The organism is Streptomyces sp. NPDC048637, from assembly GCF_040650675.1.
In the GTDB taxonomy this organism is placed as follows: Bacteria; Actinomycetota; Actinomycetes; order Streptomycetales; family Streptomycetaceae; genus Streptomyces.
The window spans coordinates 92,676-106,675 of the sequence record NZ_JBEZHQ010000030.1 but is presented as its reverse complement, the minus strand read 5'-3'; the positions used below and the strand labels follow the sequence as shown (position 1 = coordinate 106,675).

At 74.4% G+C, this 14,000-nt stretch carries 8 protein-coding genes and 1 pseudogene; 8 read left to right on the top strand and 1 reads right to left on the bottom strand.

Features of this window, described 5'->3' with window-relative positions:
- The 6 genes and pseudogenes from AB0C46_RS30020 to moeZ all read left to right on the top strand — a co-directional run.
- Nucleotides 1–93, top strand: a pseudogene (locus AB0C46_RS30020) (aromatic acid decarboxylase); the annotation flags it as partial.
- An 81-nt stretch (nucleotides 94–174) separates the two neighbouring features.
- Nucleotides 175–2,115: a DUF3492 domain-containing protein gene (locus tag AB0C46_RS30015; protein WP_362831625.1), complete on the top strand. Its 1,941-nt coding sequence runs from the start codon at nucleotides 175–177 to the stop codon at nucleotides 2,113–2,115.
- Complete coding sequence (locus tag AB0C46_RS30010; RefSeq protein WP_362831623.1) at nucleotides 2,109–2,336, top strand: hypothetical protein; 228 nt, start codon at nucleotides 2,109–2,111, stop codon at nucleotides 2,334–2,336. Before AB0C46_RS30015 ends, AB0C46_RS30010 begins: the two co-directional genes overlap by 7 nt.
- On the top strand, nucleotides 2,333–3,559 hold the full coding sequence (locus AB0C46_RS30005; protein ID WP_362831622.1) for a hypothetical protein: 1,227 nt from the start codon (nucleotides 2,333–2,335) through the stop codon (nucleotides 3,557–3,559). The genes AB0C46_RS30010 and AB0C46_RS30005 overlap by 4 nt, the downstream gene beginning before the upstream one ends.
- 250 nt (nucleotides 3,560–3,809) lie before the next feature.
- Nucleotides 3,810–4,766 carry an NAD-dependent epimerase/dehydratase family protein gene (locus AB0C46_RS30000; RefSeq protein ID WP_159743487.1) on the top strand — a complete coding sequence of 319 codons (957 nt, stop codon included), beginning with the start codon at nucleotides 3,810–3,812 and terminating at the stop codon, nucleotides 4,764–4,766.
- Nucleotides 4,767–5,212: 446 nt separating this feature from the next.
- A complete protein-coding gene (gene moeZ, locus AB0C46_RS29995; protein ID WP_362831620.1) occupies nucleotides 5,213–6,391 on the top strand; it encodes an adenylyltransferase/sulfurtransferase MoeZ in 1,179 nt (392 codons plus the stop codon).
- Nucleotides 6,392–6,499: 108 nt separating this feature from the next.
- Here the strand turns inward: moeZ and AB0C46_RS29990 are convergent, their stop codons facing one another.
- Nucleotides 6,500–9,115 (bottom strand): lysylphosphatidylglycerol synthase domain-containing protein, encoded by a 2,616-nt coding sequence (locus AB0C46_RS29990; protein ID WP_362831638.1) that lies wholly within the window; start codon nucleotides 9,113–9,115, stop codon nucleotides 6,500–6,502.
- 589 nt (nucleotides 9,116–9,704) lie between these two features.
- On the opposite strand from AB0C46_RS29990, the gene AB0C46_RS29985 reads away from it, so the two are divergent.
- Nucleotides 9,705–10,109 (top strand): MGMT family protein, encoded by a 405-nt coding sequence (locus tag AB0C46_RS29985; RefSeq protein ID WP_362831619.1) that lies wholly within the window; start codon nucleotides 9,705–9,707, stop codon nucleotides 10,107–10,109.
- A gap of 230 nt (nucleotides 10,110–10,339) precedes the next feature.
- Nucleotides 10,340–13,978 carry an ATP-dependent DNA helicase gene (locus tag AB0C46_RS29980; protein ID WP_362831618.1) on the top strand — a complete coding sequence of 1,213 codons (3,639 nt, stop codon included), beginning with the start codon at nucleotides 10,340–10,342 and terminating at the stop codon, nucleotides 13,976–13,978.
- Nucleotides 13,979–14,000 lie beyond the last annotated feature (22 nt).

Here is a 14,000-nt window from a genome sequence, read left to right as displayed (position 1 = left end):
GACGAGGCGGGCGCCGTGGTGCTGCCCGCCTCACCGGCGTTCTATGCGGGGGCGACGCACATCCAGGATCTGGTGGACTTCGTCGCGGGCCCTTTTGCATAGCTTCTTCCTGCAGCCGGCGGGCGTGCCGCCGGCACACCAGGGACGCCGACAGGGGAGGACGGGGGTGCACTCATGCGCATTGGACTGCTTACCGAGGGTGGGTATCCGGATGCGTCCGGTGAGTCGCACGCGTGGTGCGACCGGCTCGTGCGCGGGCTCACCGGCCATGACTTCGAGGTCTACGCCCTGAGCACCGACGCCCGCCAGGAAGCGCGGCCCCGGCCCGAACTGCCGGAACACGTACGCCTGGTGCGGCGCGCACCCCTGTGGGGCGACTTCCCCGCCGGGCACCGCCGGGCCGCCGACGAGCGCAAGGGCCGCACCCCAGGACGGCGCGAACGCCGCCGCTTCGCCGAGCGTTTCGGCGATCTCGTGACGGCCTTCGCCACGGTGCCCGCCGGGAGCGGGCCCACCAGCGGCGCACCGCACGGGGGCGCGCCGACCGGGGACCCGCCAAGCGGCCCCGGCAATGCCCCCGATGAGGCCGTGACCAGGAAGGCGGACCGTTTCGCCACCGGTCTCTACGGGCTCGCCGAACTCGCCCGGGAACACGGCGGACTGCCCGCGATGCTGCATTCCGAGGGCGCCGTACGCATCCTGGAAGCCGTCTGCCGCGGCCCCCGCGCCCTGCCCGCCGCCCAGGGCGCGCAGGTCAACGATCTGCTGGCGGTCACCGACCGGCTCGAACTCGCGCTCCGGCCGCTGTCCCTGGACTGGTACGGCGGCCGGCACACCCCTGGCCTCGGCGGTGTGGACCTCTGCCATGCCACCTCCGGCGGCGCGGCAGCCCTCCCCGGACTGCTGGCCAAGCGGTTCTTCGGCACCCCGCTCCTGGTCACCGAGTACGGCGTCCGGCTGCGCGAGCACTACCTCGCCCGCGCCGCCTCGCCGTTGAGCGTGCCGGTGCGCGCGCTGCTCGCCGCCTTCCAGGGCGCGCTGGCCGCCGAGACTTATGCCCAGGCCGCACTGATCACCCCCGGCAACACCCATGCCCGGCGCTGGCAGGAGCGCTGCGGCGCCGACCGTGCCCGGCTGCGCACGGTCTACCCGGGCATGGACGCCGCCCCCTTCGCCGCGGTCGCGGATGCCGCTGCGGACGACTCCAAAACGCTGGTGTGGGTCGGCAGCGTGGAGCCCGCGAAGGACCTCATCGCGCTGCTGCACGCCTTCGCCGAGATCCGCAGGGCCGAACCGGCGGCCACGCTGCGGATCATCGGCGGGGCCGGCCGCGACCCGCGGGCGCCCGGATATCTCGCGCACTGCCGGGCGCTGGCCGCCCAGCTCTTCCCCGACGAGGCGGCCGACGCCCGCACCGTCGGCGAGAACCCGGTCAGCTTCGAGGAGATCGGCAGCCCCGAGGTACCGGCCCTGGAGGACGCCTACGCCTCCGGTGCGGTGGTGGTGCTCTCCAGTGTCATCGAGGGCTTTCCGCGCTCCCTGGTGGAGGCGATGTTCTGCGGCCGCGCCACGGTGTCGACCGACGCCGGTGCGGTCTGCGAAGTCATCGGCGGCACCGGCCTGGTCGTCCCGCCGCGCAACCCCCGCGCCCTGGCCGAGGCCTGCGGAGCGCTGCTCGGCGACCCGGACCGCCGGGCCAGGCTGGGCGCGGCGGCGCGGGCGCGGGCGCTGGAGCTGTTCACCGTCGAGCAGAACGTCGCGGCATTTCGTGGCATCTACCTGGAGTTGATCTCCCACGCCCCGGCCCGCCCGGCCCCCTGCCGCACCCAGGACGCGCACGGGGTCCCGCGGCCCTTCGCCCGCCCCGCCGAGTCCCATGTCCCCGGCCGCTGGGCCGCGACCGGCACCGCTGCCAGGGCGGCCACCGCGCCGGCCGGCCGTACGCCGAGTTGGGCGGCGTCCGGGGCCGGGCGGCCCGCCGCGGTGCCGGTCGCCGCCGAGGGGTGCACGGAGACCGGGGGAGCCGGCGCCGTCCGGGACGTGGGACAGGCCGTGAGACGGGATGGCACGGAGAGCAACCAGGCGTGGCCGGCGCGAGGGAGAGAGCAATGGTGACCAGTGTGCTGGACGTGATGTGTGCGATGGGTGTCGTGGGAGCGGCACTGGTGACGGGCATGGCGGATGTGGCGCACGGCGGCGGCCGCCCCGGCAGCCCCGTCCGCGCCGACCGGCGCACCCCGGGCAGCCCCGGCCGCCCGCCCTGGCGCCGTACCGCGCGCCCAGGCCCGGGTCCGGGCGGCTGTGCGGGGACCCAGGGGAGGGGGGACGGGGCATGACCACACCCGAGGGCGGCATCACCCGCGCCGTGGCGGCTCCGGGCGAGGCGCGCGCCGACCGCGCCGCGCCCCCGGGCAAGGAGGCCGCCGCCCGCCCGCTGCGCCGCGGCCCCGCGGACCCCGTACGCACCCTGATGCACCACCACCAGGAGCTGTGCGCCCGCGCCGTCGACGCGCTGGAGATCGCCGCCGGCCTGGAGGCGCACGGCGTCACCGACCGCACGGCCGCACGGTTCCGGCACCGCGACGTCTTCTCGCTGGCCGAGGAGCTCTACGCCCGGGTGCCGCGCGCCGAACCCGGCGCCGCCCCTGCGGCCGCGCCCCCGGACGCGACCGCCCCCGCCCGGCGCTCCCGCACCGTGTGCGGGGCACTGCACCTGCTCCCCGGCGCCGTCGGAGTCGCGACCGTCGCCGCTCTCGCCTCGGTGCCCACCGCACCTCCCGCCGTACGCACCGCCGTCGGCGCCTCGGGCCTCGTACTGCTCGCCCTCGCCGTCCGGCTGGGCGTACGGTCCGGTCCGCTGCGGCTGCGCCACGGCACCGGGCCGCGCACCGCCGGCCTGTGGGTGTGCTGGACGGCCGGGTACGCGGTGTACGGGGACTGGCTGCTCGGACAGCTGCTGGCCGGCGGCCCCGATCTGCCCCAGGCCGCTCCCCGGGCCGCCGTCGTCCCCGCCGTGGCGCTCGCCTTCGCCCTCGCTCCCGCGGCCGGCTGCGCCCACTGGTTCACGGTGCGCGGACGACGCGTCCTGGCCGCCAGCCGCGGACTTGAGGAACTCGCCGCCCGGGTACGGCCGTTGCTGCTCGCCGTCACCCTGCTCTTCCTGGGCGCACTGGCGGCGCTGCTCCTCGGCACGGAAGCGGTCCTCGGCGGCGGCGACACGATCACGCTGGGGGCGGCGGCCGCGCTGGGGGTGCTGTTCTTCCTCGCCCGGCTGCTCGCCGTCCACGGCTTCCCCGGAGCGGCGGCGGCCGGGCTGGCCTCGGCCGCCGGTCTGGAAGCCCTGGCCCTGGCCCTGGTGCTGATCTCCCGGCTCCCCGGCCTGCCCCCGCTCGACGTCCCGGTCGAGGCGCTGACCACCGCCGTGGGGCCGGCCGCGGTACCCGCCGTGGCCTGCACCGCCGCCGCCCTCGGCCTCCTCGGGTACGGCCTGCGGGCGCTCACCGGCGCCTGCGCACACTGGCCCGCCCCCTCCGGACCGGCGGAGGCGCACCGGCCGTGACCCTCCGGACGACCACCGGCCCCCGATACCCCGCACCCCCACACGGGCACCACGCACCACCCCCGAAGCGGCACCCCGAAACGGCCGCTCCGGCCTCTTCACCGCGGACCTCACCCTCCACATGGCCCCCGCCCCCAGGGCGGACGCCGACTCCGCGGCCGAAGCCGACCTGCTTCCCTCGATCCGCCTTAGGAGCACGACATATGAACGTCCAGCCGACCACACGCCACGCGGACCGGGGGGTCGCACGATGAGGGTGCTGCTCATCGGCGCCAACGGCTACCTGGGCCGCTATGTCGCCGACCGCCTGCTCGCCGACCCCGCCGTGCAGCTCACCGCCCTCGGGCGGGGCGACGACGCCGACGTCCGCTTCGACCTGGCCACCGGCAGCCCCGGGGCGCTCACCCGCTTCCTCGACGCGGTCCACCCCGGTGTCGTCGTCAACTGTGCCGGTGCCACCCGTGGCGGCGCCCGCGAGCTGACCCGGCACAACACCGTCGCGGTCGCCACCATCTGCGAATCGCTGCGGCGCAGCAGCTGCGGCGCCCGGCTCGTCCACCTGGGCTGCGCCTCCGAGTACGGGCCCTCCCAGCCCGGCTCCTCCACCGCCGAGGACGCGGTCCCGCGCCCCGGCGGCCCGTACGGCGTCAGCAAACTCGCCGCCACCGAACTGGTCCTGGGCTCCGGGCTCGACGCCGTTGTGCTGCGGATCTTCTCGCCGGTCGGCCCCGGCACCCCGGCGGGATCGCCGCTCGGCCGGCTCGCCGAGGCCATGCGCCGCGCCATGCAGTCCGGCGACAGCGAACTCAAGCTCGGCGGGCTCGGGGTGCAACGGGACTTCGTCGATGTGCGTGATGTGGCGCGGGCGGTGCACGCCGCCTCGCTGTCCGCCGCGCAGGGGGTCGTCAACATCGGGACCGGCCGGGCCGTACGGCTGCGGGAGGCCGCGTCGGTGCTCGCCCGGGTCGCCGGCTTCGGCGGCGCCCTGCACGAACTCGACTCCCCGCCCGCCCGGCTGGTCATCCCCGGCCCGTCCCCGGAGCACCCGGCCGGCTCGCCGCCCGCCACCTACCCGTACCCGGACGGCTGCGGCACCTGGCAGCAGGCCGATGTGCGCACCGCCCGCGACCGCCTCGGCTGGCGCCCCCGGATCGTGCTGGAGGAGTCCCTCGCCGATATCTGGATGGAGGCCGCGTGTCGTATCTGAGACCGGTGTCCGCCTGTTGGGACGGCGGGACAGGGGCCGCGGTTCGCGCCCGTTCGGGGAGCCGGGGGTACCTCCCTGCTCCTTGAGGGCGTGGGGGAGGGCCGCCGACCACCCTCCGGAGCTGCTCTGTCACCTTGTCCGCCTTGCCTGCCTTGTTCGCGGGCGTGCCGCGGATTCATCTCGACGAGGCATCGCGGATCGCCCGCCGGCAGGGGTGGGCACCGGGTTCTTCACCGACGCCGGGCGCCGGGCGGCCGGTGCGGGTGGGGGTGCCGGCGAGGCCTGGGCGCCGCTGCCCGGCTGCTGGGACGAAATCGTCTCGCGCATCGGAACGGGTGTCTCGGAATGAAGAAGGGCGTGGCAGTGTTACGGGGAGAGCAAGCTCCCCCACTCTCGGCTCGGCTCGGGCGGGGGGAACCCCATCAAGACCGACCAACGGAGTCCCCGTGTCGCTGCCACCCCTGGTCGAGCCCGCTTCCGAGCTCACCGTCGATGAGGTCCGCAGGTACTCCCGCCACCTGATCATCCCCGATGTCGGGATGGACGGGCAGAAGCGGCTGAAGAACGCCAAGGTGCTCTGTGTGGGCGCCGGTGGCCTGGGCTCGCCCGCGCTGATGTACCTGGCCGCGGCCGGCGTCGGCACGCTCGGCATCGTGGAGTTCGACGAGGTCGACGAGTCGAACCTGCAGCGCCAGATCATCCACAGCCAGGCGGACATCGGCCGTTCCAAGGCCGCGTCCGCCAAGGACACGGTGCTGGGCATCAACCCGCACGTCACCGTGAACCTGCACGAAGAGCGCCTGGACTCCACGAACGTCATGGAGCTCTTCGCGCAGTACGACCTGATCGTGGACGGCACCGACAACTTCGCCACCCGCTACCTGGTCAACGACGCCTGTGTGCTGCTGAACAAGCCGTACGTCTGGGGTTCGATCTACCGCTTCGACGGCCAGGCGTCGGTGTTCTGGAGCGAGCACGGCCCCTGCTACCGCTGCCTGTACCCGGAGCCCCCGCCGCCCGGCATGGTGCCGTCCTGCGCCGAGGGCGGCGTCCTCGGTGTGCTGTGCGCCTCCATCGGCTCGATCCAGGTCAACGAGGCCATCAAGCTGCTCGCCGGTATCGGCGACCCGCTCGTCGGCCGGCTGATGATCTACGACGCCCTGGAGATGACGTACCGCCAGGTCAAGGTCCGCAAGGACCCGGACTGCGCCATCTGCGGCGAGAACCCGACCGTCACCGAGCTCATCGACTACGAGGCCTTCTGCGGCGTCGTGTCCGAGGAGGCCCAGGAGGCCGCGGCCGGCTCGACGATCACTCCCAAGCAGCTCAAGGAGTGGATCGACGGCGACGAGAAGATCGACATCATCGACGTCCGCGAGCCGAACGAGTTCGAGATCGTCTCGATCCCCGGCGCCAGGCTCATCCCGAAGAACGAGTTCCTGATGGGCACCGCCCTCCAGGACCTGCCCCAGGACAAGAAGATCGTCCTGCACTGCAAGACGGGCGTCCGTTCCGCCGAGGTCCTGGCCGTCCTGAAGTCCGCGGGCTTCGCCGACGCCGTGCACGTCGGCGGCGGCGTCATCGGCTGGGTCAACACCGTCGAGCCGGAGAAGCCGATCTACTGAGCTTCCCGTGCCACCCGCAAGGCGCCGGTCCGCGCACCACGGACCGGCGCCTTCGCGCTGTGCAGGGGGCGTACGGCCGGCTCCCGCCGGTGCGGCGGCCGTCCCCGCTCAGATCTCGCCCTTGCGCGTCAGATAGGTGAAGGCCAGCCAGCCCGGCAGCACCGGCAGCCAGAAGACCATCAGCCGGAACAGCAGCACCGCGGGGAACGCCACGTCACCGGCGAGCCCGGCGACGGTGAGTGCACCGAACAGCGCGCCCTCGACGGCGCCCACACCGCCCGGCGTCGGTGCGGCCGAACCCAGCGCGTTACCGGCCAGGAACGCCACCGCGATACTCGCGTAGCTGATCGTGTCGCCGCCGCCGAACGCCCTGATGGAGGCGTCCAGGCACATCACGTTCGCCGCCGTCAGCAGCAGCATCCCGCCGATGCCGGTGACCAGCTTTCCGGGCCGCTGCAGGATGTCCAGCATCCGCGGGACCACCCCCGCGAACAGCGACCGCACCCGCGTCGAGACGAATTTCCGCAGCGTCGGCACCGCCGTCACGACCAGGACCAGCACGGCCACGGTCAGCAGCCCGGCGATGACCGTACGGGACGGGGAGATCGTCGGGGTCCGTTCGGTGCCCGTCAGATAGCCGAAGGTGAGCAGCAGCAGCACGTGGCTGCCCAGCCCGAACAGCTGGGAGGCGCCGACGCTCGCCACCGCCAGACCGGGACGGACCCCGGCGCGCTGCAGGAAGCGGGTGTTGAGCGCCACCCCGCCGATCGCCGCGGGCGCCACCAGCTTCACGAAGTTGCCCGCGATCTGCGCGATGACCGTCCTGACGAACGACACCCGCTCCGTGACGAACCCCAGCAGGCTCATCGCCGCCGCGATGTACGTCAGCCCCGAGAAGCCCACCGCGACCAGCACCCACATCCACTGGGCCTTGCTGATCAGATCACTGAAGTTGAAGTGGGTGAGCTGGGACAGCAGCAGATAGACCGCGAACGCGCCGGCGATCCAGCTGATCAGGATGCGCGGGCTGAGCCGTTCCAGCTTCGCCGGCTCGATCACTGCCGCCGGGCGGATCAGCAGCACCTGCCGGCGGATCTGCGCCAGCAGATCCTCCTCACGGGCCTCCTCGGTCGCGTCGTCCAGGGCCCGCTTCTCGGCGTTCTTCTCCGCGTGCCGCTCGGCCCGGATCGTCTTACGGTCCTTCGCGCCCGCCGCGTCGCGGGCCTCCCGCGCCTCCTTGGCGGCCTGCGAGGCCTCCAGCACCGCCTCCCGCTCCCGCTTGGCGCGCTCCCGGGCCAGCTGGCGCAGCGTCGCGCGGGTGGTGCGGCTCAGCGCGATCGGCTGCAGCAGCGGCAGACTGTCGGCGACCGCGTCCGGGCCCAGCACCTCGACGGCCGCGGCCACCGCACGCTCGGCGCCGACCCGCAGCCCGCAGGTGGCCAGCAGCTGGGCGATGTCCATCCGCAGCACCAGATCACCGGCCGCGATCTCACCGCCGCGCAGCTCGGTCAGCACGATATCGCCGGCACGATCCACCAGCAGCGCGTCACCGACCAGCCGCCGGTGCGCGATCCGCCGTGACTGCAGCGCCTCGACCTGCCGCCAGGCGCTGTGCATCAGCGCGTCGGTGATCTCCTCGTCGGCCAGCGCGTCGAAGCTGCGGCCGCCGATGTGCTCGTAGACCAGCATCACCGCGTCCGGGCCGAGCTCGGAGGTGGCGATCAGCTTGGGGGCGTTGGCGCCGGCCGCGATGGCCGCATACGCCAGCAGGGCCTCCTGCTCCAGCGCCTGGCGCAGCGACTGCAGACTGCGGCGCTGATTGATGCCGCGCAGCGACAGCCGGCGCCACACGCGGTAGAAGAAGCCCTGCGCCTGCTGCTCGCGGTCGACGACGGTGACATCGATCGGCGGGCCGTCCTCCAGGGTGACGAGATAGCGGCGGCCGCGGTCGGGGTGCTCGGACTGCTCCGCGCCGGCGGCGTCCTCGGCGCGCAGCGCGGAGACCGGGTGGAAGCCGACCCGGCGCAGCCCCGCGAGGAGGTTCTGGCCGGTGGGACGGACATTGGGGGAGCCGACGGCATAGAGGGTGCCGTAGGCGACGGTCCAGCCGATCAGCACGGTCGTGACGATCGCGAACGGTGTGGTGTACCGCCCGACCAGCACCGCGAACGAGTCCAGCAGCAGCACGCACCACATCGCGACCCGCCAACGGGGCCGCCGCGACATGCCCACCGCCGTCATATAGGCGATCACGGGCGCCAGATAGCTGTGCACCGGAGCGGACAGCGAACCGTTGTCCAGGGCCTGGGTCAGCGCGTCCCTGATGGACGGCGGGGCGGCCTCGGCCACCCACAGGTCGGTGGCCAGCGACACCCCGTGGGCGAGGACGGCGGCGAGCACCCCGTCCGCGATCCGCAGTCCGTCCCGCTTGATCAGCCGCTCGACGGCGAACGCCACCGGCACGATCAGCACCGCGACGCTGGAGGTCAGTCCCGCCAGGTTGATCAGCAGCGGGGGCGCCGCCTTCGCACCGCTGCCGATGTCGTTCTCCAGGCCCTGGGTGGTGCCGTGGGCGAACGTGGCGAGCCCGAGGACGAGCGCGATCCCGGCGATGCCGAGCAGCAGCCGCAGCAGGTCGGAGGGCCGGTGTACCCGGGCGGGCAGCAGCGGCTCGTCGCCGGAGACCCGGTCGACGTGGAACTCGCCGTACTCGTCGGCGCTCAGATCGGCACGGTGCGAGCCCGTACGGGGCTTGCTCCGGGCCGCGCCGGACGCCTGCTCCTCGCCCTGGTCGTGCCGGACCTGCGCCTCCTCGGGCTGCGTGCGCTCCCGCTCCTCCTTGTGCCGCTCGGTGGGCTCGGGCTCCTTGGGCCCTTCCGGCCTCTGGGACGCCCCGGGTCGTTCGGCCTTCTCGATCGTGCTCGCCTTTTCGGTAGCGGAAGCCGTGGCCGGCTTCCGTTGGTGCTTCCCCTGTTGTGCCACCTGCTGCCGCTCGGGCCGCTCGGTCACAGCGGCCGGTCCGTGTGCGGTGCCGGCGGCGTCGACGGCCAGCGCCTCAGGGGCGCCCGCCTCCCGTGGAGGCGCCGCGCCCTGCTGCTCGGCCGTCTCTTCTTGATCTCGTATCACCAGTCACCGTCCGGAAGATGGTGGCACGGCCGACCGTTGGAGGGGGGCATCAGGGTGCATTTCGGGGGTGCGGGAAGCGAACATCCTCCCCCGTACCAGGGCTGACGGCGCCTTGCCGCCGGCCTTCCGGGCGTGCGGGACCGTGTGTCCGCTCCCATTGTCGGTGCCGTGCGGCAGGATGGACCGAATGAGTGGGACGGGAGAGACGGCGGCAGGTGAGCTGCCCGCCTACGCGGAACGGGTCCTCGCCGTCGCCGAGCTGATCCCGGCGGGCCGGGTGATGACGTACGGCGACGTCGCGGAGTGGCTCAGGGACGAGGAGCCGCCCGAAGAGCCGTCGGCGACGGGCGGCGGCGGACCCCGCCAGGTGGGGCGGGCGATGGCGCTCTACGGTGGCGCGGTGCCCTGGTGGCGGGTGGTGCGCGCGGACGGCCGGCTGCTGCCCGGCAGCGAGCTGCGTGCGCTGGCGCACTACCGGGAGGAAGGCACCCCCCTGCGTACCGCGGCGCGGGAGGCCGAGGACTCCATACCGAGGCTCGACATGCGGCGGGCCCGCTGGGACGGGCAGCAGAACGGCGGCGCCGCTCCCTAGCACCGACGGCGGTGCGGTGGGGGTCCCCCCGGGCGGAGTCCGGGGGAGGCCCGTGGGACGCGCTGCGGCCCGGACGCCGACTGGCGTAGCGTCGGGCACTGCCGTCACGACGACGGACCCGCCGCGCACCGCACCGCCGGACCGCCGTCCCGACCGGCAGCCCGCACCGCGAGGCGCCGCGCACCACCCACGCACCACGACGAACACCCTCCTCAGGACCGGCGATCCACGTGAGTTCCTCCTTCTCGGCCGCCCCGCCGACGCAGCCCCACCGCGCGGCGCGGCGGGCTGCCGCCGGCGCGTACCGACTGGTGCGCACCCCGCCGGGGCGGGTGGATCCTCCTGTCTTGGACGCAGCCCAGCGCGCCGTGGTTGACCACCGGCACGGGCCGCTGCTGGTCCTGGCCGGGCCCGGCACCGGGAAGACCACCACCCTGGTGGAGTCGGTGGCCCGCCGGGTACGGGCCGGCGGCGACCCCGAGCGGATTCTCGTCCTCACCTTCAGCCGCAAGGCCGCCGTCGAACTCCGCGACCGGCTCGCGGCCCGGCTGACCGCTCCGGAGGGGCAGCCCGACGGGCTTCCCGGCACGGCCGGCGGCGCACGGCGGGCGGGCATCCCGCAGGCGACGACCTTCCACTCCTTCTGCTACGCCCTGGTCCGCGCCCACCAGGACGCCGACCTCTTCGCCGACCCCCTGCGGCTGCTGTCCGGACCCGAGCAGGACCTCGTCGTCCGTGAGCTCCTCGAAGGACAGGCGGAGCTGGCCGGCGCCGGCCGCGCCCTGGTGAGCTGGCCGGACGAACTGCGGGCCTGCCTGACCACCCGCGGCTTCGCCGACGAGGTCCGCGCGGTGCTCGCCCGCAGCCGCGAACTGGGCCTGGGCCCCGAAGCCCTCGGCGCCTTCGCCCGGCGCACCGGCCGCCCCGACTGGAGCGCCGCGGCCGCCTTCCTCGCCGAATACCTCGACGTCCTGGACGGCCAGGGCGTCCTGGACTACGCCGAGCTGGTGCACCGCGCGGTGCTGCTCGCCGAACACACCGACGTCGCCGCGCAGCTGGCCGGTGCCTATGACGCGGTCTATGTCGACGAGTACCAGGACACCGACGTCGCCCAGGTACGGCTGCTGCGCGCGCTGGCCGGCAACCACGGAGCCACCGGCACACCGGGCTCCCCGGGCCGCACCCTCATCGCCTTCGGCGACCCCGACCAGTCGATCTACGCCTTCCGGGGCGCCGACGTCAACGGCATCCTCGACTTCCCCGAGACCTTCCGGCGCGGCGACGGCACCCCCGCCCCGGTGGCCGTACTCGGCACCTCCCGGCGCTCCGGCGCCGACCTGCTCGCGGCCACCCGGCTGCTCACCCGCCGGATGCCGCTCACCCGCCTGCCCGCCCAGAAGGTCCGCGCCCACCGCGAGCCCACGCCCGTACGGGACGGTGGCCGCGTCGAGGTGTACACGTACCCGACACCCGGCGCCGAACTCGACAACATCGCCGACATCCTGCGGCGCGCCCACCTGGAGGACGGGGTGCCCTGGCGCGAGATGGCCGTCCTCGTCCGCGCCGGAGGACGCTCGCTCCCCGCCGTGCGCCGGGCCCTCACCTCTGCCGGGGTACCGCTCGACATCGACGGCGACGATCTTCCGCTGCGCCACGAACCCGCGGTCGCCCCCCTGCTGACGGCCCTCCGGGCGGCGGCACGGGCGGCACTCCGCCAGGAGCCGGCCGGCGCTTCCCCTGGGGAGGCGGGCGCCGGGCCTGGTGTGGGTGAGCCCGGTGTGAGTGAGTCCTGTGTGGGCGGACCCGGTGTGGATGAGCCCGGTGTGGGCGAACCCGGTGTGAGTGAGTCCCGTGTGGGCGAACCCGATGTGGGTGAGCCTGGTGTGGGTGAGTCCCGTGTGGGCGGACCCGTTGTGGGTGAGTCCGGTCCGGACGAACCCGGTGCCGACGCCTCCACTGGGGAGGCCGCCCCCGCCACCTCCGCCCCCCGGTGGCTCGACGCCGAAACCGCGCTCGATCTGCTGGCCTCCCCCCTCGGCGGGATGGACTCCGCCGACCTGCGCCGCCTGGGCCGCGCCCTGCGCGAGGAGGAACGGGCCGCCGGACAACCGCTGCCGCGGCCCTCCGACGAGCTGATCGCCCAGGCGCTCGCCGAACCCCAGCGCCTGGTGGCCCACGACCCCGCCTACGCGCGCGGCGCCCAGCGGCTCGGCCTGCTGCTGCGCAAGGCCCGCGAACTGCTGGCCGGCGGCGGCACCGCCGAGCAGGCGCTTTGGGAGCTGTGGGACGGCACCCCCTGGCCGCAGCGCCTGGAGCGGGCCGCCCACCGCGGCGGCGCCGCCGGCCGCAACGCAGACCGGGATCTGGACGCCGTCGTCGCCCTGTTCGAGACCGCGGCCCGCGCCGAGGAACGCACCGGCGGCCGCGGTGCCCTCAACTTCCTGGAGGAACTCGACGCCCAGGACATCGCCGCCGACACCCTCACCCGCCGCGCGGTCCGCCCCGACGCCGTACGGCTGATGACCGCGCACCGCGCCAAGGGCCTGGAATGGCGGCTCGTCGTCGTCGCCGGAGTCCAGGAAGGCCTCTGGCCCGACCTGCGCCGCCGCGGCTCGCTCCTGGAGGCCGACCGGATCGGCCGCGACGGCCTGGCCGAACCGCTCACCCCGGGCGCACTGCTCGCAGAGGAACGCCGGCTGTTCTACGTCGCCGCCACCCGCGCCCGCGAACGCCTGGTCGTCACCGCCGTGAAGGCCGCGGCCGACGACGGTGACCAGCCGTCCCGCTTCCTGACCGAACTGGGCAGCACCCCCCAGGACATCACCGGCCGCCCCCGCCGTCCCCTCTCGGTGGCCGCACTGGTCGCCGAGCTGCGCGCCACCACCGTCGACCCCGCCGCCACCCCCGCGCTGCGCGAGGCCGCCGCCCAGCGGCTCGCGAAACTGGCGGCGCTGCACGACGACGACCACCACCCCTTGGTCCCGGCCGCCCACCCGGACAACTGGTGGGGCCTGCACGAACCCACCCACAGCAGCGTCCCGCTGCGCGACCGCGACCGTCCCGTGGTCCTCTCCGGCAGCGCCCTGGATCAGCTCGCCAACACCTGCTCCCTCCAGTGGTTCCTGGGACGCGAGGTCAAGGCGGACACCCCGGCCACCGCGGCCCAGGGCTTCGGCAACGTCGTCCATGTGCTCGCCGATGAGGTCGCCTCCGGCCGCACACCCGCCGATCTGACCGTCCTCATGGAGCGCCTGGACTCCGTATGGGACGCCCTCGCCTTCGACGCCCCCTGGAAGTCACGCCAGGAAAAGGACCACGCGCGCGCCGCTCTGGAGCGCTTCCTGCGCTGGCACGTCATGGAACGGGAGGCCCGCGGCCGGGACACCGTCGCCACCGAGCACGGCTTCGACCTCACCCTCGGGGCCGGTGCCTACGAGGTCCGTATCCGCGGCAGCATGGACCACGTCTCCCAGGACGCGCAGGGCCGGGCGTATGTCGTCGACTTCAAGACCGGCAAACAGAAACCGACCGGCCCCGAGGTCGCCCGCCACCCCCAGCTCGCCGTCTACCAGCTCGCGGTGCGCGAAGGCGCCGTCGACGACGCCTTCGACGGCCGCACCCCCGAACCGGGCGGCGCGGAACTGGTCCATCTGCGGCTGGGCGCACCCCAGAAGGAGGGCGGCGACACGCTGCCCGCCGTACAGGCGCAGCAGCCGCTGGACGGCGAGTGGGTCGGGGAGCTCCTGGCCACCGCCGCGGGCCGTGTGCTGGAGGAGCGCTTCACGCCCACCACCGGCACCCACTGCACCCACTGCACCTTCCGGGCCTCGTGCAGCGCCCAGCCGGAGGGGCGGCACCTCATGGAGTGAGCGGGCACGGCAGTCGCGAGCC